This is a genomic window from Enterococcus sp. 9D6_DIV0238 (genome assembly GCF_002174455.2).
GTDB lineage: Bacteria > Bacillota > Bacilli > Lactobacillales > Enterococcaceae > Enterococcus_L > Enterococcus_L dunnyi.
The window spans coordinates 569969-596003 of record NZ_CP147246.1 but is presented as its reverse complement, the minus strand read 5'-3'; the positions used below and the strand labels follow the sequence as shown (position 1 = coordinate 596003).

24 protein-coding genes and 1 other RNA gene are annotated in these 26035 nt (G+C 38.1%); 19 read left to right on the top strand and 6 right to left on the bottom strand.

Going from position 1 to position 26035, the window contains the following annotated elements:
• The first annotated feature begins 83 nt into the window (after positions 1–83).
• The 5 genes from lysA to A5889_RS02760 all read left to right on the top strand — a co-directional run bounded on the left by lysA (position 84) and on the right by A5889_RS02760 (position 4160).
• Positions 84–1388: a diaminopimelate decarboxylase gene (gene lysA / locus A5889_RS02780; protein WP_087640337.1), complete on the top strand. Its 1305-nt coding sequence runs from the start codon at positions 84–86 to the stop codon at positions 1386–1388.
• A gap of 217 nt (positions 1389–1605) precedes the next feature.
• On the top strand, positions 1606–2577 hold the full coding sequence (locus A5889_RS02775; RefSeq protein ID WP_087640336.1) for an alpha/beta hydrolase: 972 nt from the start codon (positions 1606–1608) through the stop codon (positions 2575–2577).
• A gap of 12 nt (positions 2578–2589) precedes the next feature.
• The gene (locus A5889_RS02770) at positions 2590–2958 is read left to right on the top strand and encodes an EamA family transporter (RefSeq protein WP_087640335.1); all 369 of its coding nucleotides are present in this window, start codon (positions 2590–2592) and stop codon (positions 2956–2958) included.
• Entirely contained in the window at positions 2955–3302 is a 348-nt protein-coding gene (locus A5889_RS02765) for an EamA family transporter (protein ID WP_087640334.1), read from the top strand. Before A5889_RS02770 ends, A5889_RS02765 begins: the two co-directional genes overlap by 4 nt.
• A 420-nt stretch (positions 3303–3722) precedes the next feature.
• Positions 3723–4160 carry a hypothetical protein gene (locus A5889_RS02760; RefSeq protein WP_087640333.1) on the top strand — a complete coding sequence of 146 codons (438 nt, stop codon included), beginning with the start codon at positions 3723–3725 and terminating at the stop codon, positions 4158–4160.
• Between the two features lie 51 nt (positions 4161–4211).
• Here the strand turns inward: A5889_RS02760 and A5889_RS02755 are convergent, their stop codons facing one another.
• The gene (locus A5889_RS02755; RefSeq protein WP_069644547.1) at positions 4212–4553 is read right to left on the bottom strand and encodes a metal-sulfur cluster assembly factor; all 342 of its coding nucleotides are present in this window, start codon (positions 4551–4553) and stop codon (positions 4212–4214) included.
• A gap of 204 nt (positions 4554–4757) precedes the next feature.
• Complete coding sequence (locus A5889_RS02750; RefSeq protein ID WP_087640332.1) at positions 4758–5324, bottom strand: XRE family transcriptional regulator; 567 nt, start codon at positions 5322–5324, stop codon at positions 4758–4760.
• 291 nt (positions 5325–5615) lie between these two features.
• Between A5889_RS02750 and A5889_RS02745 the strand changes: the two genes are divergently transcribed.
• The 4 genes from A5889_RS02745 to A5889_RS02730 all read left to right on the top strand — a co-directional run bounded on the left by A5889_RS02745 (position 5616) and on the right by A5889_RS02730 (position 11612).
• Entirely contained in the window at positions 5616–6680 is a 1065-nt protein-coding gene (locus tag A5889_RS02745; protein ID WP_087640331.1) for a dipeptide epimerase, read from the top strand.
• A 16-nt stretch (positions 6681–6696) separates the two neighbouring features.
• Positions 6697–8073 carry a transglutaminase-like domain-containing protein gene (locus A5889_RS02740; protein WP_087640330.1) on the top strand — a complete coding sequence of 459 codons (1377 nt, stop codon included), beginning with the start codon at positions 6697–6699 and terminating at the stop codon, positions 8071–8073.
• Between the two features lie 23 nt (positions 8074–8096).
• Positions 8097–9767: a peptide ABC transporter substrate-binding protein gene (locus tag A5889_RS02735; protein ID WP_087640329.1), complete on the top strand. Its 1671-nt coding sequence runs from the start codon at positions 8097–8099 to the stop codon at positions 9765–9767.
• A gap of 243 nt (positions 9768–10010) precedes the next feature.
• Positions 10011–11612, top strand: coding sequence for a CTP synthase (locus A5889_RS02730; protein WP_087640445.1), 1602 nt, complete (start codon positions 10011–10013; stop codon positions 11610–11612).
• A gap of 50 nt (positions 11613–11662) precedes the next feature.
• Here A5889_RS02730 and A5889_RS02725 read toward each other — a convergent pair whose 3' ends face one another.
• Both A5889_RS02725 and recU read right to left on the bottom strand, forming a co-directional pair.
• Positions 11663–14002, bottom strand: a complete 2340-nt coding sequence (locus tag A5889_RS02725; protein ID WP_087640328.1) for a PBP1A family penicillin-binding protein — start codon at positions 14000–14002, stop codon at positions 11663–11665.
• Positions 13992–14633: a Holliday junction resolvase RecU gene (recU, locus tag A5889_RS02720; RefSeq protein ID WP_087640327.1), complete on the bottom strand. Its 642-nt coding sequence runs from the start codon at positions 14631–14633 to the stop codon at positions 13992–13994. The genes A5889_RS02725 and recU overlap by 11 nt, the downstream gene beginning before the upstream one ends.
• Positions 14634–14694: 61 nt before the next feature.
• Between recU and A5889_RS02715 the strand changes: the two genes are divergently transcribed.
• From A5889_RS02715 to nth, 7 genes are all read left to right on the top strand, one after another.
• Complete coding sequence (locus A5889_RS02715; protein WP_087640326.1) at positions 14695–15237, top strand: DUF1273 domain-containing protein; 543 nt, start codon at positions 14695–14697, stop codon at positions 15235–15237.
• Positions 15238–15330: 93 nt separating this feature from the next.
• The gene (gene gpsB, locus A5889_RS02710) at positions 15331–15762 is read left to right on the top strand and encodes a cell division regulator GpsB (RefSeq protein WP_087640325.1); all 432 of its coding nucleotides are present in this window, start codon (positions 15331–15333) and stop codon (positions 15760–15762) included.
• Positions 15763–15785: 23 nt separating this feature from the next.
• Positions 15786–16188, top strand: an RNA gene (gene rnpB, locus A5889_RS02705) — RNase P RNA component class B.
• A gap of 146 nt (positions 16189–16334) precedes the next feature.
• Positions 16335–17498 (top strand): THUMP domain-containing class I SAM-dependent RNA methyltransferase, encoded by a 1164-nt coding sequence (locus tag A5889_RS02700; protein ID WP_087640324.1) that lies wholly within the window; start codon positions 16335–16337, stop codon positions 17496–17498.
• Positions 17499–17510: 12 nt separating this feature from the next.
• Entirely contained in the window at positions 17511–19010 is a 1500-nt protein-coding gene (locus A5889_RS02695; RefSeq protein ID WP_087640444.1) for a carboxypeptidase M32, read from the top strand.
• Positions 19011–19040: 30 nt separating this feature from the next.
• Positions 19041–19757 (top strand): DnaD domain protein, encoded by a 717-nt coding sequence (locus tag A5889_RS02690; protein ID WP_087640323.1) that lies wholly within the window; start codon positions 19041–19043, stop codon positions 19755–19757.
• 11 nt (positions 19758–19768) lie between these two features.
• Entirely contained in the window at positions 19769–20416 is a 648-nt protein-coding gene (nth, locus tag A5889_RS02685; protein ID WP_087640322.1) for an endonuclease III, read from the top strand.
• A 114-nt stretch (positions 20417–20530) separates the two neighbouring features.
• On the opposite strand, the gene A5889_RS02680 is transcribed toward nth, so the two are convergent.
• Complete coding sequence (locus A5889_RS02680; RefSeq protein WP_087640321.1) at positions 20531–22333, bottom strand: glycerophosphoryl diester phosphodiesterase membrane domain-containing protein; 1803 nt, start codon at positions 22331–22333, stop codon at positions 20531–20533.
• Between the two features lie 90 nt (positions 22334–22423).
• On the bottom strand, positions 22424–23023 hold the full coding sequence (locus A5889_RS02675) for a TVP38/TMEM64 family protein (protein ID WP_162288323.1): 600 nt from the start codon (positions 23021–23023) through the stop codon (positions 22424–22426).
• Positions 23024–23310: 287 nt separating this feature from the next.
• On the opposite strand from A5889_RS02675, the gene A5889_RS02670 reads away from it, so the two are divergent.
• From A5889_RS02670 to trmD, 3 genes are all read left to right on the top strand, one after another.
• On the top strand, positions 23311–24678 hold the full coding sequence (locus A5889_RS02670) for an Nramp family divalent metal transporter (RefSeq protein ID WP_087640319.1): 1368 nt from the start codon (positions 23311–23313) through the stop codon (positions 24676–24678).
• A 94-nt stretch (positions 24679–24772) separates the two neighbouring features.
• Positions 24773–25297 (top strand): ribosome maturation factor RimM, encoded by a 525-nt coding sequence (gene rimM, locus A5889_RS02665; RefSeq protein ID WP_087640318.1) that lies wholly within the window; start codon positions 24773–24775, stop codon positions 25295–25297.
• Positions 25287–26024 carry a tRNA (guanosine(37)-N1)-methyltransferase TrmD gene (trmD, locus tag A5889_RS02660; RefSeq protein WP_176372805.1) on the top strand — a complete coding sequence of 246 codons (738 nt, stop codon included), beginning with the start codon at positions 25287–25289 and terminating at the stop codon, positions 26022–26024. Before rimM ends, trmD begins: the two co-directional genes overlap by 11 nt.
• The last annotated feature ends 11 nt before the right edge of the window (positions 26025–26035 follow it).

Below are 26035 nucleotides of genomic sequence, written 5' to 3'. Positions count from 1 at the left end.
TTGTGAAAATGATGAAAAATAGATAGGAAGTTTCTTAATTTTATGCTATTATTTTTAATAAATTAGTTGGAGAAGGTGAAAAAATGCCATTATTATTTGGAACAGCGAGATTCAATACAGAAGAGCATTTAACAATCGGAGGTTGTGATACGGTTGCTTTAGCAAAAAAATACGGGACGCCTTTGTTTGTTTACGATGTTGCACATATTCGTGAACGTGCTAGAGGATTTAAACAAACCCTTAACTCTTTAGGAGTAAAAAATAAAGTCATTTATGCTAGTAAAGCTTTTTGTTGTTTAGCAATGTACAAATTATTAGAAGAAGAAGAACTAGGCTGTGACGTTGTTTCAGCGGGAGAAATCTATACAGCGATCCAAGCAGGGATGTCACCTGGAAATATCGAATTTCATGGAAATAATAAAACACAGGAAGAGCTTCTTTATGCTGTTGAGCAAGGCGTTGGGACGATCATCATCGATAATTTTTATGAGATCGAACTATTAAGTGCCATTTTAAAAGAAAAAAAGACGACACAGAATGTTTTATTCCGAATCACACCAGGAATCAACGCGGAGACACACGATTATATTTTAACAGGTCAGGTCGATTCAAAATTTGGCTTTGACGTAGCAAGTGGTCAGGCGACACAAGCTTTGGCGCAGATTTTAGCAGATGATCATTTAATATTAAAAGGTGTTCATTGCCATATCGGCTCACAAATTTTTTCTGCAGAAGGCTTTTTGGCGGCAGTTGAAAAAATGTTGGCGATCTTGAATGAGTGGAAGCAAGCTTTTGATTATACAGTAGACGTTTTAAATATGGGCGGAGGTTTTGGCGTACAATACACAGAATCGGATGATCCTTTAGAACCAGAAGCTTTTGTTAAGGCAATTGTAAATGCTGTAAAAGGTCAATGCGAATTGCTTGACTATGCATTTCCAGAAATCTGGCTTGAGCCAGGCCGCAGTATTATTGCAGAAGCGGGTACAACGATTTATACTGTTGGCTCTGAAAAAATAATTCCTGATGTGAGACATTATGTCTCTGTAGATGGCGGGATGGGTGATAACATTCGTCCAGCGTTATATGGTGCAAAATATGATGGTTTTTTAGCCAATCGAATCAGCCAAGAGCCAAAAGCAGTAAAAACGATTGTAGGAAAATACTGTGAATCAGGGGATATCCTGATCAAAGATATTGAATTGCCGCCGATGGAGCCAAGAGACTTATTTGCTATAACGAGTACGGGAGCTTATGGCTATTCGATGGCGAATAATTACAATCGTAATTTGAAACCAGCAGTTGTTTTTGTGGAAAATGGCGAAGCAAAATTAGCGATCCGCCGTGAAACGTATGCGGATCTAGTTTCATTAGATTGTGACAGATAGAGAAAGAATAAGGCTGAGATAAAAGTGCTTATTTCCGTGGAAGTTACTTTTTATTGCCCTTTATTCTAATTTAGAGAGCGGAACAAAACTGATTTTTAGTTTTGTTCCGCTCTCGTTCTTTTTCAGTAAGAAAAGGCTCAGGACATTGGTACTTTTTTTATTGATAAAAGAGTATACTTAGTGTAGAAGTTAAAAATTTAAGCGAGAGGTGATGTCAATGACAGGAATTATTTGGATCGTAATTATCTTGATCGGACTGATTATGGGGCTTGCATTTTATGCGGCAAATTTTTTTATAAACGTCGCTTTGTTCAGAGAAAATGAATGGTACCATACAACAGGACACAAAATGATGAACCCGGATAATTTCAATAAAGGGCGTTCCCAGTATGATTTAACAGAAGAAAAACAGCTTCAAAAAGGGGCAGAATTTTGGGAGCAGCCGTTTGCTGCAGATTATTGGTTGGAGGTAGGAAATGAACGTTTATATAGTCGCTTGTTTCAGCCATATCCTAAAACTAAAAAATGGGTGATTTGTGTCCATGGATATCGTTCTTATGGAAAACGGGATATGTCCTACGTAGCGTCTATGTTTGCAGAACAAGGATATAATTGTTTGGTTCCAGACCTAAGAGCGCATGGACAAAGCTCAGGAAATGTGATTGGTATGGGATGGTTGGACCGCTTAGATTTGTTGAGTTGGATCCAGGAAGTATTGAAAATCGAGCCGAACGCTGAAATTATTTTATTTGGAGGTTCTATGGGGGCTTCAACTGTTATGATGACAAGTGGCGAAGACCTACCGAAAAATGTTAAAGTTCTAGTTGCCGATTGTGGTTATTCTTCAGTTTATCATGAATTTGGTGCAATGCTGCGTTCTGCATTTAGATTGCCGAATTTTCCGATTTTGACGATTGCTGATTCTTTGGCACGAAAAAAAGTTGGTTATTCCTTGAAAGAAGCGTCCGCCGTCGATCAATTAGCTAAAAATGAACGACCGCTTTTACTGATTCATGGAACAGGCGATAAATTCGTTCCGCATCAAATGCTTTATAAAAATATGGAGGCGACAAATGGTGTCAAAGAAAGTTTGATGATTGAACAGGCGCCTCATCTTTCGTCGTTTATCTATGAACCAGAGCATTATTTTGAAACGGTCTTTGAATTTATACATCGCTATTGTCAATAAGGAGGGGTAAAAATGGATGCTAAGAAAAAACAGCAAAAACTTAGTTTGGGAATACTTCTAATTATTATTGCGGCAACATTAAGTAGTTTGGGGCAGTTGGCATGGAAATTCGGTGCAGATGGAAGCGGAAGCTATGCAGTGATTTTGTACGTAATTGGATTTATAGCTGCTGGTGCAGGAATGTTTTTTATGATGGCTGGCTTTCGCTTTGGTGAAGTATCGATTTTACAACCAATGATGAGTTTAGGATTTGCACTTTCGATCGTTTTAGGAGCAGTATTTTTGAATGAATCGATTACATGGTATAAATTGTTAGGAACTGGATTTATCGTAGCGGGATCGATTCTTTTAGGGATAGAAGGAAATGAGGGAGCGGCATGATCGATTATTTTGCTATTTTGATTATTTTGATTGTGTCGACATTATCTGGAAGCGCTGGCGCCTTAGCGTTGAAAAAAGGAATGAATGATTTAACTGAGTTGCGTTTTAAGTCCGTTTTAACGAATGCTTGGATCTACTTAGGCTCATTTTTGTATCTTTTGAGTGCGGGGACGAATATTTTATTGCTGAAATTTTTGGATTACTCGATCGCATTTCCGATGACTTCACTGACCTATGTTTGGACAGTGATCATTTCCTATTTTGTTTTTAAGGAAAGACTGACTTTTCGAAAGATTATAGCGGTTTTATTGATCATTATAGGTGTCTTTGTCATTAGCCAATAAGCAAATTAGTCGTATCAAGTAGTTATAGGTTGTAAGATGAATATATTAGGAGGGATAAGCATGAAAGTCAAAGCAGAAAAAATCGACAAATATTACAAGCAGTAACGACGATCGTCACCGGATTATTCATGTTAAGTACTGTGTTGAAACACAAAAGAAAATAAAGAAGCATATGTTCTTTTTCGAGAGTTAGTGTCTGAAACAAAACGGTTTTTTCGTTTTGTTTCGGGCGCTTTTTTGTTTGAAAGGATAGTGGGAGAAAATAGAAAGGCAGCTTCGAACATTTGCGAATATACTATGAAAAAGTGAGGTGACAAAGATGAAAAAAATGGATAAGTACTTATGTTTGTTTCTTTTCTTAGTAGGCGTTGGGATCGTTTTGTCAGGCTGTGTCATTGTTCGAATGTGAGGAGAGAAGACATGAGCAAATATTTATTTATAATTTTTCTAAGCCTTTCATTACTTGTGGGCTGTAAAATTGAGTATAATAGCCCTCAAAGTGCTCGCGATGATAATTATGGAGTGGGCTATGGAAGCAGTGGGGTAGCGACTGATGATAAAACGAGTGGAACAAAAGTAGCAAAAACAGGTACCGGAGATGATGTGATAACTAATATCACTTTAAAAAAAGGACCTGCTGTTTTTGAGTTGAAACATTCTGGAAACTCTAATTTTAAAGTAAAGTTACTTGATAGTGATGGTGAACTGATTGCTAATTTAGTAGAAACATCTGGTGCATATTCTGGAAAAGTTTTCGCTCAGATACCAAAGGATGCGGATAATTATGTGTTGGTCATCAATGCTAGCGCTTCTTGGGAAGTAAACAGTCAAGGCATGGAAGAAGGAGAATACAAATAGAAAAGAGCCGGCTGCAATTGAAATGCAGGCGGCTCTTTTTACATATCTGTTCTATCGAATTCCTAAAGCGATCCGAGCATAACGCGACATTTTATCTGTCGTCCAAGCAGGGTACCACACTAATTTTACCTCTGGATTTTTTACTTCGGGAATTTCTTTTAAAGCCTCGTGGATCTGCTCTGTCAACACATCTGCTAAAGGACAACCCATCGTTGTCAATGTCATTTTGATGACAGTATCTCCATTTTGGGCAAATTCTACTTCATAAATCAAGCCTAGATTAACAATGTCGATCCCAAGCTCAGGGTCGATAACTGTTTCTAAAGCAGTTAAAATTTGTTCTTTGATATCCTCGATTTCTTCAGCAGACCATTCTTGATTTGTTTCAGTCATTGTATCTACTCCTTTTCCTGGCTACAAAGCTCCTACATGTGAAATCGTCAGCAAGAAAAGCCGTGTGCCAATACAGTTCGTTCTTCCCATATAATACCTTTTTTTAAATACTTTGTAAATGAGAATCTTTTTCAATAAGCAACAAAAAAATAAAGAGAAAAAAACGAGTATTTTGTTAAAGCTTATACGGTAAAGTAGTATCCGCTAAAATTGAAGCGTAAAGAGCATCAACTCATTTTCAGTGGTATTCATGATATTATGTTGCGTGAAAGCTTCAAGAAAAATCGCATCGCCTTCATTCAAAACGAGTACTTCGTCCTTAAGCTCAACAGTGGCTTCACCTTTGATTACGTAGTTTATTTCACAAAGATTATGAGCAATTTTCTTTCCGCTGGAAGAAGACTGGGCATCGATGTAGATCTTTGAAATAACCATATTATTGGTATGTACCGGTAAGTTGAACAACGTATCATAGTAAGTAGAATTAGTTTGCCACGGATTATATTTTGTATTAGAGGTATTTCGAATGACCTTATATCCCTTTTCAGTCGTTTCGTCATCTTGAATGACTTGTGGGGCTTCATTGGCTAAAAGAGAGGCGACAGTTACATCCAAAGCGTCAGCAATTTTTCGTAAAGCTTCTAGTGAGGGGCGGTTGGCGCCACGTTCGATCTGAGATAAAAAACTAGCTGAGTAACCAGTTTTTTCTCCTAATTCGGTTAAAGTAATCTTTTTTTCTTTCCTTAAATTCTTGATTTCTCTAAATTCCATCTATAGCCGTCCTTTGTTTAGAATCCTTTTTTCTTTCATATTATCTCGAATTAGCTACAAAATTACAAGTACTTGAATTTTGATGACAGAACATACAGAAAATTCTCATTATTGTATTGACATTTTCATAGAGTAATCTTAAAATTGTAACAATTAATTCAATTTGAACGGCGTATTTGAACTTAAAATGCAAAAAAGAACATTTATTTGTTCTTTTAGATAAGTTTGTTGATTTAACGAAACTTTAATGATCGATTGGAAATCGAAGGAAATACTATTGGGGGATATCAAATGAAGATAACGAAAATCAATGTGGCGGCGAAAGCGGCTAAACTAAAAGAGCCGATCACGATCGCTCTTGGAACGATCGAACATTCAATGAGTGCAATTGTTGAGATCGAAACAGATGAAGGAATTATTGGCTATGGTGAGGGATCACCTGGAATTTTGATAACGGGAGAGACATTGAAAGGAACTACAGAATGTATCCAGTTATTTGAAAAGCAGTTGATTGGGGTCGATCCGCTGGATATTGAAAAAGTCCATCATATCATGAATACTGTTGCAGCTCATGCACCATCGGCTAAAACTGCGATCGATATAGCTTGTTATGACCTTTTAGGTAAGAAATCAAGTTTACCAGTATATAAATTACTAGGCGGTTTCTCACGTTCGGTCAAAACAGACTTAACGATCGGGATCGATACACCGGACATCATGGCTCAAAAAGCCAAGCAAGCTGTCTTACAAGGGTTTGATACATTAAAGATAAAAGTCGGTACAGGGGTTTCACAAGATATTTCCCGCATCGAAGCCATACGTCAGGCTGTGGGCAACGATATCAACTTAAGACTGGATGCAAATCAAGGATGGAAACCTAAAGAAGCGGTAAACATGATCCAACGTATAGCAGATTATGGAATCGAATTGGTCGAACAACCTGTCGCATACCATGACATTGACGGCCTCGCTTATGTGACCCAAAATGTTTCTGTTCCGATCATGTCTGACGAAAGCTGCTTCGATTCAAAAGACGCATTACGTTTGATCAGAGCTCATGCTGTCGATTACGTGAATATCAAGTTGATGAAATGCGGCGGGATCCACGAAGCACTCAAGATCAATAGTATTTGTGAAGCAGCTGGCGTGGAATGTATGATTGGCTGTATGGTGGAAGAAACGAATATTGGCGTAACAGCAGCTGCACATTTAGCCGCAGGGACAAAAAATATTACGAGAGCGGATCTAGATGCAACATTTGGATTGACTGAGGTAGCGATTCCAGGTGGTGTCGGATTAGAACCGATCAGTGTCATTGAATTGACAAACCAAGCGGGATTAGGTTTGAGCAAATAAGAAAGAAGGAATTTGAATGTATTACGACTTAAAGTATATGAGTGTACCGCTGCCGGAAGATATTATCAAATTGAAAAATTATGGTGATTTTACTGGTGCTGAAAAAATGATCGAGCATTTACTAGCAAAAGAAATTCCGCAAGCATTACGAAAGAGATTAGAGATCGAACAAGATATCATTCGAATCGTAGGGATCAATGAATACCCATTTGATTTTGAAGAAGCAAATAAAATGATGAAAGAAGCCTTTTCAAATTATCAGGAGCAAGAATTGACTGACTTGAAGGAAACGGGTAAAGTTGATTGGCTGTTTATCGATGGAAATGTTCATTTTCAAAGACGCTTCTTAATGAATTTGATCAAGACACAAGCTGATTATGAAGCGAGATTACTTGTAAAAGAAGATAGTGAAGTGGATCGTCTGCGCAAGCAAGAGCTAACTCAAAATATTCAGCTTATGAAAGAAAATGGTGGGCGAACAGTCAAGATTCATTTGAAAGCAAGTATTCAGGTGAAAAAGGAATACGAACGTCCTGGAGAAAAAGTTCGAGTGTATTTACCATTACCGAAAAGCTGTAAACAAGCTTCAGAGATCGAAATTTTAAATACGACGCCTGAAGCAACGTTTATCGCACCAGAAGAGGAAGCACAGCGGACTGTTTTCTTCGAAACAACGTTAGAAGAGGATCAAGTTTTCAGCGTGGAATATAGCTATATCAACCACGTTGATTATGTGGAATTAGATCCAGATAAGGCAATAATAGAACAACCGGATTTTGAATTGAGTGAGCAGCTGCCTCATATTCGATTTACGCCTTACTTGGAACAATTGCTTGAAGAAATTTTGGCAGGGGAAACAAATCCAATCAAAAAAGCGCGTAAAATCTATGATTTTATCACAACTAAAGTCAATTATTCCTTTATGAGGGAATATTTTACGATCGATAATATTTCTGAGTATGCTGCAGTCAATTTAAAAGGCGATTGTGGGGTTCAGGCGATTCTGTTCATCACACTTTGCCGAATGGCGAAAATACCAGCAAAATGGCAATCAGGATTGTACGTGTCGCAATATTACACAGGCTGCCACGATTGGGCACAATTTTATGTCGCACCTTATGGCTGGATATTTGCTGATCTATCTTTTGGCGGAGGAGCAAAAAGAGCAGGAGATGAAGAACGCTGGAATTATTACTTCGGTAATCTTGATATTTTTAGAATGCCTGCTAACAGCGAAATTCAAACTGATTTTAATCCGTCGAAACAGTTTTTAAGAGCAGATCCGATCGATAATCAACGGGGCGAATTTGAATATGAGAATCAAGGGCTTCCATATGCTTATTTAGACGTAAAGCAAGAATTGATCAAAATGGAAGAACTTGTGAATAAATAAAAAAGAAGGAAAAGGTGGAACGTATGAAAAAAGGAGTTAAAAAAAGTCTGACTTTAATGACGACATTATTGTTGCTGTCTGCTTGCGGCGGGAACGCAGGGAAATCAGCAACAGATGATTCGGGAAAAGGAAATGGGACCGAGCAAAAATCTACAAGAGTGTTAAATTTGATGGAGGCATCAGAAATAGGCTCAATGGATACGATATTTACACAGGATGAACCAAGCGTGAACGCTCAATCAAACGTTTTTGAAGGGTTGTATCAGTTGGATGAAAAAGATAAAATCATTCCGGCTGTTGCTAAAGAATTACCGGAAATCTCAGAAGATGGAAAAACCTATACGATCAAATTAAGAGATGATGCGAAATGGTCAAATGGAGATAAAGTAACAGCAAAAGACTTTGTCTTTGCATGGAAAAAAATGGCGGATCCCAAAAATCAGGCCAACTACTTTTTCTTGATGGACGGAACGATTTTGAATGGGACTGAAATCGTCAATGAAGAAAAATCAGCGGATGAATTAGGTGTCAAAGCGCTTGATGATTATACACTTGAAATTCAAATGGAAAAACCAGTACCGTATTTCACTTCATTATTGGCTTTTTCACCCTTCTTCCCGCAAAATGAAAAATTTGTTACTGAAAAGGGCAAGGCCTATGGAACATCTAGTGAAAACATTGTTTCAAACGGACCGTTCTTGATGGAAAATTGGGATCAATCATCTATGTCGTGGGATTTAGTTCAAAATCCGGAATATTACGATGCGGATAAGGTCAAATCTGAAAAAATTCATTTCGAAGTATTGAAAGAAACAAATACAGTATTTAATTTATATGAATCCGGAGAATTGGATGTTGCTGTTTTAACAGGAGACTTTGCAAAACAAAACAAAGACAATCCTGATTATGAAGCGATTCAGCGCTCAAAAGTCTATTCACTTAGAATGAATCAAAAGAGAAATGACAAGCCATCGATTTTCGCTAATGAAAATGTCCGCAAAGCAATTTCTTACGCTCTTGATAAAGAAAGCTTAGTCGATAACATTTTAGCTGACGGATCGACAGCGATTTACGGATACATTCCAAAAGATTTTGTTTCTAATCCTGAAACAGGAGAAGATTTCCGAAAAGAAGCTGGCGAGTTAGTAAAAACAGATGAAAAATTAGCAAACGAATATTTAGATAAAGCGAAGAAAGAATTGAACGGTGACGTGACGATCGAGTTATTGTCTAAAGATGGCGATGGAGACAAAAAAGTTGCTGAGTTTATTCAAGGGCAATTAGAAGATGCATTACCAGGATTAAAAGTCAACGTTAAAACAGTCCCACTGAACAACTCGATCGAATTGATGAAAAAAGGTGATTATGAGTTATCTGTCAGCATGTGGGGACCAGATTACCAAGACCCAATGACTTTCTTAGAAAGTTCTGTCAGCAGCAAAAACAAAACAAGCTACCGTAGCGAAAAATATGATCAGCTGATCGATGATGCATCTAACAAGTATGCCAATGATCCAGAAAAACGTTGGGAAACTTTGATTGCTGCTGAAAAAGTTTTAGTTGAGGAAGATGCTGCCTTAGTTCCATTGTACCAACAAGCAAGAGGACAATTAGTGCGACCAGGTGTTAAAGGAATCCAGTATCATAATTTTGGTGCGACTTGTACCTATAAATACGCATATATCAGCGAGTAGGCACTAAATAAAAAAAGTCTGAACTAAAAATTGATATCTGTTCTAACAGAAACACTTGACCTCAAACAAATTTGCTTGTATTATACTACTTGGGCACCTTTAAGAAGGTCAGAAGCTTGTAACGAATTTCCAGCTCCCTATTCATTTTGGATAGGGAGTTTTTGCTTTTTGTGTCAGGAAAGTCAAATAGGAAACGTTCGCTTCTCTCTACAAATCTATTTAGAGAAAGGGTTTTTTTATATTATGACGAAATACATCTTTGTTACAGGCGGCGTAGTTTCTTCGATCGGTAAGGGAATTGTCGCAGCATCGTTAGGACGTTTACTAAAAAATCGTGGCTTAAAAGTAACGATTCAAAAATTTGATCCATACATCAATGTGGATCCAGGAACAATGAGTCCTTACCAACACGGAGAAGTTTTTGTCACAGATGATGGTGCCGAAACAGACTTGGATCTAGGTCACTATGAACGTTTTATTGATATCAATCTCAATAAATATTCAAATGTGACAACGGGGAAAATTTATTCAGAAGTGTTAAGAAAAGAGCGTAAAGGTGAATATTTAGGCGCAACTGTTCAGGTGATCCCGCATATCACGAATGAGATCAAAGATAAGATCATGCGTGCAGCAACGTTGACAGATGCAGATATCATTATCACTGAGGTTGGCGGAACCGTTGGAGATATTGAATCACTGCCATTTTTAGAAGCTTTACGTCAAATGAAAGCAGAAGTGGGCAGCGATAATGTCATGTACATTCATACGACATTGATTCCTTATTTAAAGGCTGCAGGTGAAATGAAGACAAAACCAACACAGCATAGTGTGAAAGAATTGCGTAGTTTAGGGATTCAGCCAAATATTTTAGTTGTTCGTACAGAACTACCGGTTTCCCAAGGAACAAAAAATAAACTGGCACAGTTTTGTGATGTTGCGCCAGAAGCAGTAATTGAATCGCGAGATGTGGAAACACTGTACTCGATCCCGTTGGCTCTTCAAGCACAAAATATGGATCAGATCGTTTGTGATCACTTGAAATTAGATGTACCGGAAGCAGACATGACTGAATGGCGTGCTTTGGAAGAAAAAGTGCTTGGACTTAAGAAAACAACGAGAATTGCATTAGTTGGGAAATATGTTGAACTTCCGGATGCGTACTTATCTGTCGTTGAAGCATTGAAACATGCTGGTTTTGCTTTTGATTCAGACATTGCGATCGATTGGATCGATTCACAAGAAGTAACAGCAGAAAATGTCGAGGAAATCTTGAAAGATGCAGATGGAATTCTAGTTCCTGGCGGATTTGGTGATCGCGGGGTCGAAGGTAAAATAGAAGCTATTCGTTATGCTCGTGAAAATGATGTTCCGTTTTTAGGCATCTGTTTGGGCATGCAAATGCTTTGTGTAGAATTTGCTCGTAATGTTGTACACTTAGAAGATGCAGGATCGGCAGAAAATAATCCTGAAATCACAAACAATATCATAGACTTGATGGCAGATCAGGAAAATGTTGAAAATCTTGGCGGAACGCTACGTCTTGGCTTATATCCATGTAAAGTCAAAAAAGGAACTGTAACGGCTAAAGCCTATGAAGAGCAAGAAGTTGTTCAAGAACGTCATCGTCACCGTTATGAGTTCAACAACAAATACCGTCAGCTATTTGAAGAAAACGGCTTAGTCTTTTCTGGTGTTTCCCCAGATAACCGTTTGGTAGAAATCGTTGAATTGTCGGACAAAAAATTCTTTGTCGGCTGTCAGTTCCATCCAGAATTGATCTCTAGACCAAATAGACCGCAGCATTTGATTAAGGGATTTGTTGAAGCAGCGTTGAATAATCAATAAAAAAATGTCTGGGACGACTTGATAAGTCGTCCCAGACATTTTTTATTCAATCAACCTGATGAAGAACGGCCAGATCGAGAAGCATTATTTTGTTCAGGTGGTGCTGATGATTGCTCCGGCGGCACTTCAGTCGAAGTGATCGGTGGTTCTTCCGTCGACGATGGTGTAGGCGGTTCAGGTGCTTGTGTAGATGAAACAGGCGCGTCACTTGATTGTGAAACGGGTGTTTCTGATGATGGTACTGTTGAACTGCTTGAGGTTGGCTCAGAGCTTACAGGTGCTTCCCAAGAGGTTGAAGAAGTATAGCCTGTGTTAGAAGGCAACAATTGTTCTTCATAAGCACCTTTAACATAGAGTTCACTACCAGAGCGGATCACGCTATCAGGCATTGTCCAATCATCCGTTGCTGTTCCTTCAGAAAGATAAGTCATCATTTCACGATAGACAGAAGAAGCAGTACCCCAGTATTCGAAAGGAATAGGGGTCAAACGGTTCCTGTATCCTGTCCACACAGACACCGCATAATGAGGTGTATAACCTACGAACGTGCTGTCAGGTGCAATGCTGGAAGATTCTGAAGCGCCCATTTTAACAAGATCCTCATCCGTGTAGTTGGCCGTTCCTGTTTTACCCGCTTGGACAAGTCCGGGAACAGCTGCATTGAAGGCCGTTCCGCCGTTTATAACGTCTTTTAACATATCGGTCATCATATAGGCGGTAGAGTCTTTCATTGCACGATGACTTTCCGTTTGAGTGACCTCTTCAGAGCCATCTTGATAAACGATTTTATTTACATAGTAAGGCTTATTGTAGACGCCCATGTTTCCAAATGCAGCATATGCTGCAGCTAATTTTAAAGAAGAGACTCCGTATTTATTTCCACCGAGTTCACTTGTGTTACTGGAAATCGCGTTTGCAGCAACGATATCTTTAAACTCAATGCCTAAACTTTTCAGAAATTCAGCAGACTTATCGCTACCAACTGCATCAAAGGTTTGGATGGCGGTAGTATTACGGGAGTACATGATCGCTTTACGCATCGTCAATGCACCGTAATATTGCATGTCTGCATTTGTAACTGGAATATTAGTTCCTTCATAAGTTGTGGGTTTATCCATCATGATTCGACCCGTAGAGTAATTTAGATTTTCAATTGCAGGACCGTAATCAGCAATTGGTTTCATCGTTGATCCTACATCACGATCGGTTTCATTAGCAAAGTTAGTTCCTAATTGAACATCATCGGGGATATTACGTCCGCCGATCTGCGCTTTGACTTGTCCTGTTTTTACATCAATAACAGTTGAAGTTACTTGGAAATCTGCATCTGGATAGTCAACATACTGATCTGTATTGATGATATCGTAGAGATGCTTTTGTGCATTCATGTCAAGGTTTGTATAAATATCTAACCCGTCCGTATAAATATTTTTGCCCATCGCTTCTACTTCATCGATCACTTCTTTAATATAGTTGTCTACGATCTTACGATTATCGTTTGACTGTTTCAGTGGTTGCAATCCGTCATCGATCGGTGTGGCTTTGGCTTCATCGTATTCCTTTTGTGTAATTTTTTCATTTTCTTTCATCGTATACAAAACAACATCACGACGTTCTTTCGCAATATCAGGTTTTACATAAGGATCATAGTCGTTTGGTGCTTGCGGCATTCCTGCTAATAAAGCTGTTTGAGGAAGCGACAGCTCAGATAAAGTTTTGCCATAGTAAGTTTGTGCTGCAGTCTCCATACCGTATAGACCATTAGCCATATAGACCTTATTGATATAATACGTCAAAATTTCCTCTTTTGATTTTTCTTTTTCCAACTGGATCGCCAGCCAAGCTTCCTGAGCTTTTCTCTTTAAGTTTTGATCTTTTTCAGAGGTTGAAAAGTAAGATAACTTGATCAACTGTTGTGTCAACGTACTACCACCTTGAAGACCACCTGTTTTAAAGTTTGAGAAAGCTGAGCCTAAGATCCGAATGGGATCTACACCACTATGTTTATAGAAGCGTTTATCCTCAACCGATACCACAGCGTCCTTAAGCAATTGGGGTACATCTGTCGGCTTGATCATTTCCCGTTTTTCCGCACCCAGTTCTTCAAACACTTCATTATTGATATCGTAAAGTTTTGAAGAGACAGTGGCACTTAATTTTTCGTCATCTAATTTAGGGGCATCTTTTGCGTAAGACCAAAACAGGCCAAGACCGGCAAGTAAGCCGAGAATCCCTAGTATGACTAGTCCTAAGAAAATTTTTAGCAGAATTCTTTTTTTCTTAGGCTTTTTTCCGCCAGCAGAAGGCGGAATGCTTCCCGCACTGTTCGGGGCAGGGGCAGGTGAATGCCTATGTCTTGCAGCGCGTGATCCTATTTCATCAGTTGTCATTCATTGCAACTCCTTTATTCGATTGTATGTATTGTTCTACTGCGTCCAAATAAGGAACTCTTGGCGCAATTCCAATTTGGATTTCAATTCCCTCTTTTTCGATCATTGCTAGAGGTAGAGACTTTTTTCCAGTGATTTCTTGTTCCGACCAATAACTCACTAGCGCCTCACCACTAAAAAAGAAACATCTATTCAAAGATGAAAACCACAAGAGAACAAAGCAAATTCCTTTTTGACCCAAACATTGCCTAATATGGTCGATCTGGTGTTGGTGAAAGTTTTTAAAAGGAAAAGAGGTCTTATTTTTCGTTTCCTTCGCTTCGAAATCCAGATAGTATCCATTATATACACCATTATAGTCCGTCGTGGAGGCCTGTCTAAAGTAAGCTTCTTTGATGACTGCAGCGCTTCGACTAGGATAGTCCACTTTGACGATTTGGACGGGTGTCGGTTTTTTATGAATGACTGCAATAGTGCGAGCAAGGTAGTATGCATTACTTTTATTGATTTCTTCTTCAAAGTCCATACCGCGTTTGCCAAACTGAATCGATTTTTGTTTTTTTACTTGTTTTTTTGATTTCGGTGCTTCATGATTGTTATAGGGAGTACCATTAGGATAATGAAAAGCCATTTCTATCACACTCCTAGCAAATATTATAACAAAAAATCTTTATGAAAGAAAAGGAATGTCTATGGAAAACGTAAAAACACTTTATGTGACTGGATATAAAAGCTTTGAAATCGGGGTTTTTCAAGACAATGACCCAAAAATTATAGTTATTAAAAATGTCTTAAAAAGAGAAATTATGGGGTTTTTGGATGCTGGTTTAGAGTGGGTTTTAGTTTCAGGCAACCTTGGGACAGAAATTTGGGCAGCAGAAGTTGTGGCTGAATTGAAAAATGATTACCCAGAATTGAAGCTTGGGGTCATTTATCCTTTTAAAGAATTTGGCAGTAACTGGAATGAAAAAAATCAAACAAATTTGGAAAAAATCGAACGTCTTGCAGATTTTGTTGATTCGGTCAGTCACCAACCTTATCAATCACCAGCGCAGTTAAAAATGCACACTCGATTTTTATTAGAGCATACAGGAGCCAGTTTATTGATCTACGACCAGGAATACCCAGGAAAAACAGAGTATTTCTTAAAAGATGCGACTCTTTTTTCTGAGCAATATCCTTATGAAATACGTCTGATAACGATGGATGATTTACAAAACTCGATGGATTGGTGAGAATCTGTTTGATTTTCTGACGATTTTCCGATACAATAATGCTGTTGAACTATGAACTTTTATCCTAATCAAAGAAAATAATGAGGTGTAAGTATGGCAAATTTAGTATACAGTCCAAAAGATATTTTACAAAAAGAATTTAAAACCAAGATGCGCGGGTATGATCCGGTTGAAGTTGATGAATTTTTAGATAACGTAATCAAAGACTATGAAGCTTATAATAAGGAAATCTTAACTTTACAAGAAGAGAATAATCGCTTATTAGCTAAATTAGATCAAGCATCTAAAGTCCAACAAGCAATGCCTTCACGTAGTACACCAGAAATGCCTAAGAGTGCTGCTGTTACAAACTTTGATATTTTAAAACGTCTATCTAACTTAGAACGTGAAGTTTTTGGAAAAAAATTAGATGATACACCAGCTTCAAATCCAATTTCTGGTATGGGACAAACTCCTTCATATGAAAGTAATTTCCATAATTCTTATGAACGTGATGTCGATCATTCAGAAACACGTCAATTTTAATTGACCTTATTTATACATGTGTGATTTTCGGGTGATCGCGGTTTGATTTATCAGGCTGAGGAAAGTCCATGCTCGCACAGACTGAGATGTCTGTAGTGTTCGTGCTTAGCGAAAACATAAGCTAAGGTACTTGGATACATCAAAGTTGCTTAGGCGGATTTTATGTATTAGAGTAACGGCAGGAAAAATGACTAAGGTTTCGGCTATGTCAGAGTACCCTTGAAAGTGCCACAGTGACGAAGCAATTTTGGAAACGGAATTGGTGGAACGCGGTAAACCCCTCGAGCGAGCAACCCAAACAATGGTAGGGGCGCTCTTCTAAAGGAAATGAACGAGTAGAAGAGGCAGAATGATTTCTGCAGATAGATGATGACCATCGATTGTTTTTCCCTGAGAAACAGTCGATACAGAACATGGCTTACAGAAAATTACATGTAATCAGGATGACCTTCCAACTTTGTTGTGAAGGCTTTTTTTAAAGATGGAAGTAAAAATAGTAGAAAATCTGACAAATGAGGGGAACAAAACGTAGGATATGTTGACTTTTTGTTTCAACTTCAAGAGGAGATATCATGACAAAAGAAAGAACATTCAAGCTTGTAGCCACAGCTGCAAGTGGTTTAGAAGCACTAGTAGGAAAAGAATTACGTGATTTGGGGATTCCCTGTCAAGTTGAAAATGGAAAAGCATTATTTGAAGGAACGATGGAAACGATCGCGACAGCCAATCTATGGCTGCGTACCGCTGATCGTATAAAAATCATCGTTGGCGAATTTGATGCATTGACCTTTGATGAATTGTTTGAAAAAGTCAAAGCCTTGCCTTGGGAAGATTATTTGCCGATGGATGCAGAATTTCCTGTTGCTGGAAAATCGATCAAGTCTAAATTGTACAGTACACCAGACTGCCAAGCGATCACTAAAAAAGCGATCGTTAATCGTTTAAGAGAAGTTTATCATCGTCCAGCGTCAGTGCCTTTAGCTGAGTCTGGAGCCTTTTTCCAGCTGGAAGTAGCACTATTAAAGGATCATGTAACACTAACACTTGATACAACGGGACCAAGTTTATTTAAACGAGGATATCGACTTGAAAAAGGCGGAGCACCTTTAAAAGAAAATATGGCGGCAGCATTAGTCACTTTAACGAATTGGCGCAAAGACCGTCCTTTTTATGATCCCGTTTGCGGATCTGGTACGATCTGTATCGAGGCAGCATTGATCGGTCATAATATTGCACCAGGATTTAATCGCGAATTTGTTTGCGAAACCTGGAATTGGTTTGATCCAGCTGTATTCGAAAAGGTTCGCACAGAAGCTGATGAAAAAGCAGATTATGATATCGAATTGGATATCACAGGTTCAGATATCAATGGGAAAATGATCGATATTGCTAGAGCAAATGCTGAGGAAATCGGTTTGGGTGATTCTATCACGTTTAAACAGGTTGCTTTAAAGGATTTCTCGACTGACAAAGAATACGGTGTTATCGTTGCCAATCCTCCATATGGAGAACGTTTAGGAGAAGAAGAATCTGTTCGTAAATTGTATAAAGAAATGGGCGAAGTCTTTCGTCCGTTGAAAACTTGGAGCAAGTATATTCTGACTAGTGATCTAGCTTTTGAACAGTATTATGGTGCTAAAGCAACAAAAAAACGTAAATTATACAATGGCGCATTGCGTACAGATTTATTCCAGTATTGGGGAGAAAGACCGCCAAGAAAACCAAGAGAAGAGTAGGTGGATGAAAAAATGAAGGAACAAGAATTTCTACAAGAAGTAAAAGAAATCGAGTTATTGAATTCTGCATTAGGTTTATTAGAATGGGACAGTCAAACAGGGATGCCGGAAGCAGGCAGTGGATTTCGCGGTGAAACAGTAGGCTACTTATCCGGTATGTCATTTGAGCGTAGTGTAGGACCGAAAATCCAAGAAGCGCTAAGCTATTTTGACGAGCATCCAGATGAATTATCAGAAGTCGGGCTGGCAGTTTATAAACAAGTCAAAGAGGATTATGAATTAAATCACAGCATTCCTCCTGAACGTATGCAGGCGTATAATACAGCATTGACTAATGCGCATGCAGCATGGCTCAAAGCTAGAAAAATGAAAGATTTTGGTCAGATGAAAGCTGAAATCCAAACAATCATTGATTTTCTAAAAGAGTTTATCCCTTATTGGAAAAAAGAGGAGGCAACAAATTACGATGTTCTATTGAACCAATATGAACCTGAACTGACAGTGGCAAAGTTAGATCAAATCTTTGCTCAAGTCAAAACTGGGATCATGGAGATCAGAGCGGTGATCGCTGAAAAAGGAACAGCACCTAGAACAGACTTTTTATCAAGAAAGGTGACAAAAGAGCAGCAGCGAAAATTTGTCATAGGAGTAGCAGAACAGTTAGGCTATGATTTTTCTCGTGGTCGTTTAGATGATACGGTTCATCCTTTTATGCTGGATTTGAATCGAAATGATGCAAGAATCACTACGCGCTGGGATGAAACAAACTTTTCAATGGCGACTTTTGGAGTTATCCATGAAGCAGGACATGGTATTTATGAACAAAGTATCGATCCAAAATATGATTACACACCGCTTTCTACCGGTGCGTCAATGGGGATCCATGAATCGCAGTCATTGTTTAATGAAATCATCATTGGCAGTAATAAGCAGTTTTGGGAAAAGCAATTTCCGTTCTTCAAAGAATGTACAGAAGGAACATTTGATGATATTACATTCGCTGATTTCTATGATTCTTTGAAAGAGACCAAAGCCAGCTTGATTCGAATCGAAGCAGATAGTCTGACTTATCCGCTTCATATCATCATTCGTTATGAAATCGAAAAATTGATTTTTAATGAGGATATCTCAGTAGATGAATTACCAAAAATCTGGAATGACAAATATGAAGAATATTTAGGGATTCGTCCGGAAAATGATCTTGAAGGAATCGTTCAGGATGTGCATTGGTCTGGTGGTAGTTTTGGCTATTTCCCATCTTATGCACTTGGCTATATGTATGCAGCGCAATTGCGTCATGCAATGGAGAACGATGTTGAGATCAATGAAGTTCTAGCAAGTGATGACTACTCACCGATCAAAAACTGGTTGACTGAACATATTCATCAATATGGGGCTTCAAGAAAGCCGAATCGGTTGATCAAAGATGCAACGGGAGAAGAATTGAATCCGCAATATCTGATCGATTACATGAAATCTGTTTATTATGATGTTTACAAAATCAATGAGTAACTAATTAAGAAAAGAAAGTAGGGAGCAGTTATGTTATCAATCAATCAATATCTGCAAGCCGGTGAAACGACTGTCTCCAATCTAGTAATAGAAAATTATCAGAAAATCGGCTTAACAGATGAAGAATTCCTTTTTTGGCTGCAATTATTCCGTTCACAAGCTAAAGGAGATCTTTTTCCAGATTTAGCTGAAATCAGTCAGATCATGAATAAGCCCATGGAAGTCATCTATAAGTTATTGAATCAGCTCGTTTCAAGAGGATTTCTAACGATCCAGACAAAGCAAAATGAGCAGGGACAAATGATAGATACGTATGATCTACTGCCAATTTTTGAGAAAATTTCTTTGTTACAGGAAAAACAGATAGAACAAGAGCAGGAGCATTCATCTGAAGAATCGATCAAGCAATTGTATCAAGGATTCGAGAAAGAATTTGGTAGACAGCTGTCTCCGATCGAACTAGAGATGATCGGACAGTGGTTGGAAACTGACCATTATCAACCTGAATTGATCAGGCTAGCTTTAAGAGAAGCAGTCTTGAATCAGGCGTATAGTTTAAAATATATCGATCGTATCTTGCTGGCTTGGGAACGTAAAAATATTACGACAAAAGAGCAAGTGGCTGAAGATCAAAAACGACGAAAACAAGCATTGATCCAAAAAGAAATCGAGCAGCAAGGTGCTGCAAATGAGCCTATACCTAAAGTTACCCTTCATAATTGGCTCAATCCGGAAGATAACGAGTAGGAGGTAGATACATGCTTTCCAAAGAGAAGACAATGGAAGCTATCGAAATTATGTATGACATGTTTCCAGAAGCGGAATGCGAGCTTACACATCAAAATCCATTTCAATTGTTGATTGCGGTCATTTTGAGTGCTCAAGCAACAGATGTTTCCGTAAATAAAGCAACACCCGCATTGTTTGCTGCTTATCCAACACCAGAAGCATTAGCTAATGCGCCGATCGAAGGAATCATTGAAAAAATCAAAACGATTGGTTTGTATCGCAACAAAGCGAAAAATATCAAAGCTTGTGCGGCACAATTATTGGAACAGTTTGACGGGAAAGTACCAGAGACCCGAGAAGAATTGATCACATTGCCTGGTGTCGGTCGAAAAACGGCAAACGTTGTTATGGGAGATGCTTTTGGTGAGCCAGCTATCGCTGTGGACACCCATGTTGAAAGAGTGTCGAAACGCTTACGAATTTGTAAATTAGATGCCAGTGTACGAGAAGTAGAAGACACGTTGATGCGTAAGATCCCTAAAGAGCTATGGGTGAAGACACATCATACGATGATTTTTTTCGGACGCTATCATTGCTTGGCACGTAGCCCTAAATGTGAAGTTTGCCCGCTTTTATATCTGTGTCAAGATGGTAAAAGCCGAATGGGCAAGAAATAGTAAAAAATGCGATGCGAAAGTAAATTTTACTTTTGCATCGCATTTTTATTTTGAATAAATCGTAGGAACCAAGCGGAATTGCTTTGTGATTCACAAAAATGATCTTTCTGATAGTTATCCAATACCTATAACGAAATGAAGTAATTTGTCTGAATAAGTCAATTCATCGACATCTGTTCGAATCGTTTCATTCAGCAATTTAAGTTTATCAGTAATGATACCGTCGACCCCATAAAACATCATGCGAGTCATCGTGTCTTCATCATTTGCTGTCCAGGCATAGACCTTTTTCCCATCGTTGTGTGCAGCATTGACAAAATTTCTGTTCAACGTGGTATATTCCATAGTGAAGAAATCAACATTAGCTACTGGTGGACCAACGACATTGAATGGTAAGATATAACCGACATAAAAGTTAGGCTCTTTTTCTTTGAGCTCTGTTGCTGTATTGAAGGTCAATGTTTGAATAATGTGTTCTTCTTTTAAGATGATATTTCGATATTTTTCAATAAAGCGATCGACTAAATCTGGACTATCTTGTTTGGTTGTTTTGATTTCTATAAGAAGTTTTTGATTTAACTGTTTTGCTTTAGCTAAATAATCATCGAAGGAACAAACAGGTGCCTGCATCCCATTTTCTGTAACTGTTAGTTTTTCTAATTCTGCCAAAGTCAGTTCATTTGGGCGTTTATTGACACCGGTCAAATTTTTTAAATTGAAATCATGAAAAACGACAAACTGTTTGTCTTTTGTTTCTTGAACGTCCATTTCTACATAACTTGGCTTTTCTAAGCTAGTCTTCTCAAGAGCTGTCAATGAATTTTGAACACCGTTTCCATCATCTACCCCTCTATGAGAAAGGGTCAACGGTTCTTTTATAGAAGGATTACTTAAATAATTAGTATTATACGTGCCGACACCAATACCGAAGATTGTAGCAATAAATACGAATGAGCCGATTTTTAGAGCTGTCCATTCTCTATGAGAAGGTTTTTTCTGGGTAAAGAACCATTGAGGGATCTCAGGTAAGAATCCTTCGTCATCCATATAATCGATCGTGATATAAAAGACCCCGACGGTAGAAAAAATAATATTCAGCAGTAACACAAACTGCAATAAGGTCATGGCAACGACAGCACTGACTAAAGCATATTCAGGAAATGCTGCTTCAATGATTGCTTGAGCGCTGAGGATCACCGTATAACTTAAAACAAAAAAGACTAAAATACTACCGCCGATGACAATAAATTGACCAAGTATCCGGAAGAAATGATTTTTGGTCGAATGCCAACTTTCTTTGACTGCCTGACGAAACGGTACGTCTCTTAAAATCATTTCAGGAAGTGCGAAGATCAAACGGATCGAAAGATAAAAAAAGAGTAAGTAACCCAAAAGAACGAGCGCGATGATCGTTACACGATTCGCAAAAATGAAATCCATGATAAACGCGGGTATTTTGATTTTTGCCAATAAATCTGAATTGAATCCTAAACCGCTAAGGGGTAAAACCAAGAAAAAATAAAACAAAAAGAATAAGATCGTACTGAAACGAATTTTTTTTAATTGAAGAAAAGTACCTTTTAATAAATTTGAGAGAGAAATCGGTTGCTTTTTCTTAATAAAAAAGATACTTAAAAGTAAAAATGTAAATTCAAAAAAAACTGCGATCACAATCAAAACTAAGATCAACAATAAAGCGATCAACACACCAGGGTGTTTTTCAAAAATGATCGGAATCGTATCATAAGACAAATAATTGATTTGACCTTGCCTTAAAATAAATCGCGTAGAGCTTGCCAGAAAGGGCAGTAAGATAAACAACATGAACCCATGCATCAATAGAACATCGCGGAAATAAGCTGATGTTCCCGAAAAAAAATCAATCATATTTTTGAAACTGTTTTTTAAATATGTCACATTCCATCCATCCTTACAACACTAAAATAAAAGAAGATAGAACACAAGCTGCATTCTATCTTGATCGTTTCTATTATACATTTTTAGAGCTTAAAAGCCCAACAAACCGTTCAAAAAAGTACCGCCGTAAATCAATGCTAAGCTATATAAGAAGATAGAAACTGGTTTAGCTAAAATAATGATCAAAGTAAATTTTCTTAAAGACATTTTTGTCAAACCAGCCATTAAACACAAAGCATCATCGGGAGCGATCGGTAAGAAGATCGCTAAGGCGAATAGCCGCTCAAAACGTTTTTCATTATCCAACCAGCCGATATACTTGTTATATGTTTTATCACTAACTAGACTTAAAATAAATGGCTTGCCATATTGTCTACCAAGAAGAAAAATGATGACAGATCCAATCGCGATCCCCACATAGTTATATATAAAGCCTGCAAATGGGCCGAAGATCAAAACGCCAGCGGCACAACTGATACCACCTGGAATGATCGGGATCACCACTTGGATGATTTGGATCAACATGAAAACGATCGGTCCCAAGATGACTGAGTCACCGACTAAACCTCTCAATGCGTCAACATCTTTAAAAACACCTAGCCGCATGAAATAAATCGTTACAGCAATTGTCGCGATAATTCCAACGATCGAAATGCAATTTATAATTTTCCGTGAAAGTGCGATGCTCAATTCTATCATCTCCTTAAAAGTAACTATCTATAGTATAAAATTCTTATTAGTAATTTACCATTGTTAATTCCAAATTTTTACGAACAAAGTTGTAAGAACCAACTTACTAAACATATTATACAAATAAAAGGTTAAAAAAGACATCCTACTTAAGTCTTAATTAAAAAAATGAATGATTCTGTTTACATCTATGCATGAGAGGATTATAATAAACTTAAGAATTATGGTGTACCTAAAAATATAATAAAAGGAACCTTAGGATAGATAAATGGAAGAAGGATATAAGTATGAAAAAAGAGCACACAGAAGCAGAAAAAATATTGAATTATGCCAATGGTCCCAGTCTAGAAGAAATCAATAATACAGTGGAAGTCCCAAAAGATGCGAGCTTTTGGCGAACTCTTTTAGCATATAGCGGACCTGGTGCTCTCGTTGCAGTCGGATATATGGACCCAGGGAATTGGATCACATCGATCGCAGGTGGTGCTGAATATAAATATGCATTGCTAAGTGTCATTTTGTTATCTAGTTTGATTGCTATGCTTCTTCAAAGTATGGCGGCAAAATTAGGAATCGTAACAGGCCGTGACTTAGCGCAAGCAACACGAGAACACACAAGTAAAAAGACAGGTTTTATTCTATGGATCATTACAGAGCTTGCGATCATGGCGACAGATATTGCTGAGGTCATTGGTGGAGCTGTAGCATTGCAATTATTATTTGGATTTCCACTGCTGATCGGTGTTTTGATCACAACGTTTGATGTATTATTATTACTATTATTGACGAAATTAGGTTTTAGAAAAATCGAAGCGATCGTAGCCTGTTTGATAGCGGTCATTTTCTTTGTTTTTGCGTATGAAGTAGCGTTAGCTGATCCAATGATTGGTGAGGTTTTACGTGGATTTATCCCAGATCCTAAAATCGCAAGTGATAAATCGATGCTTTTTCTAGCACTGGGAATCGTTGGTGCAACGGTGATGCCGCATAATCTGTATTTGCACTCCTCGATCGCTCAAGCGAGAAAATTCGATCGTAATGATGATGCGGAAAAAGCTAAAGCCATTCGTTTCACTATTTGGGATTCGAATATCCAACTAACGGTCGCTTTCATCGTAAATTGTTTATTGTTGATTTTAGGTGGAGCATTATTTTATGGAACAAATAGTGATTTAGGGAAATTCGTTGATCTATTTGATGCATTAAAAAATCCTGATATCGTAGGGAATATTGCCAGCCCGGTATTGAGTATTTTATTTGCGATCGCCTTACTTGCTTCTGGGCAAAATTCGACTATCACAGGTACACTTTCCGGTCAAATCGTGATGGAAGGATTTATTCATTTGAAGATGCCTTTATGGATGCGTCGAGTCGTGACACGATTGCTTGCGATCGTTCCTGTGATCATTTGTGTGATTCTTTATGGAGGGAGAGAGTCAGCGGTTGAAGACTTACTATTATATACACAAGTCTTTTTAAGTATCGCCTTACCAGTATCGATCATTCCATTGACATTGTACACGAGTGATAAAAAAATCATGGGAAAATTTGCTAACCCGATGTGGGTCAAAGTACTTGCGTGGATCATTGCGATTGTATTGACCGCCTTGAACCTATTCTTGATTTATGGAACACTGACTGGTATTAATGCATAGTTAATAAAAAAAGATTGAATGATAGATGTAGATAGAATTCAGTCACTGGAAATGGTAAAATGGAAAAGACAAAAATTTGAAATGAGGGCTTTTCGTGACTGAATATTTAAATGTTGGAAAAATCGTTAATACCCAAGGATTAAAAGGAGAAGTACGAGTGATTTCTCAAACGGATTTTCCAGAGCTTCGCTATAAAAAAGGGACGACGTTAACACTATTTCAAGAGAAGAAAGAACCAATTGAACTAACGATCAACACACACCGTAAACATAAAAATTTTGATATCGTGACCTTTGAAGGACATTCATCTATCAATGATGTAGAGAAGTATCGTGACGGTATCTTGAAAGTATCAAAAGAGCAATTAACAGATTTGCCCCAAGATGAATTTTATTATCATGAAATCATTGGACTGACTGTGATCGATGAGAATGAAAAAGAGCTTGGCAAAATCAAAGAGATTTTATCACCTGGAGCGAATGATGTGTGGGTAGTACAGCGTCCTAAGAAAAAGGATGTATTGATTCCTTATATCGAATCCGTTGTTAAGTCTGTCGATTTAGAGCAAGGTATTGTCCGTGTGGAGATCCCAGAAGGATTGATCGATGATGAAGATTGATGTATTGACACTGTTCCCAAGAATGTTTGAAGGGCCGATGGGTGAGTCGATCATCGGTAAAGCAGTGGAGAAGAACTTACTTGAGATCAACGTCTCTAATTTTCGAGATTATTCAGATAACAAACATCAATCTGTAGATGACTATCCTTATGGCGGTGGAGCGGGAATGCTGTTAAAAGTTCAGCCTATCTATGATAACTTACAGAGCATCGAAGAATTGTCGCCAGAAACGAAAAAACGTGTGATTCTTTTAGATCCTGCTGGAAAGCCGTTCGATCAAAAAATGGCAGAAGAGTTTTCTAAAGAAGAGCATCTCGTCTTTATTTGCGGTCATTATGAAGGGTATGATGAGCGGATTCGATCCTTAGTGACAGATGAAGTTTCTTTAGGTGACTATGTGTTGACAGGGGGCGAGTTAGGGGCGATGGTGATGATCGATGCAACAGTTCGTCTATTGCCGGATGTTTTAGGAAATAAGTTGTCCGCTCAAACAGATTCTCACTCAACTGGGTTATTGGAACATCCTCAATATACTCGTCCAGCGGAATTCAATGGGATGCAAGTGCCGGAAGTATTGACAAACGGCAATCATAAATTGATCGACGAGTGGCAGCAAAAAGAGTCTTTAAGGCGAACGCTAAATCGTAGACCTGATATGCTTGAGAAAGTTGATTTAACACCTCAACAGGAAAAATGGTTGGAAGAACTTCGTAATGAAATAGAGTAGCTTTACAGGAG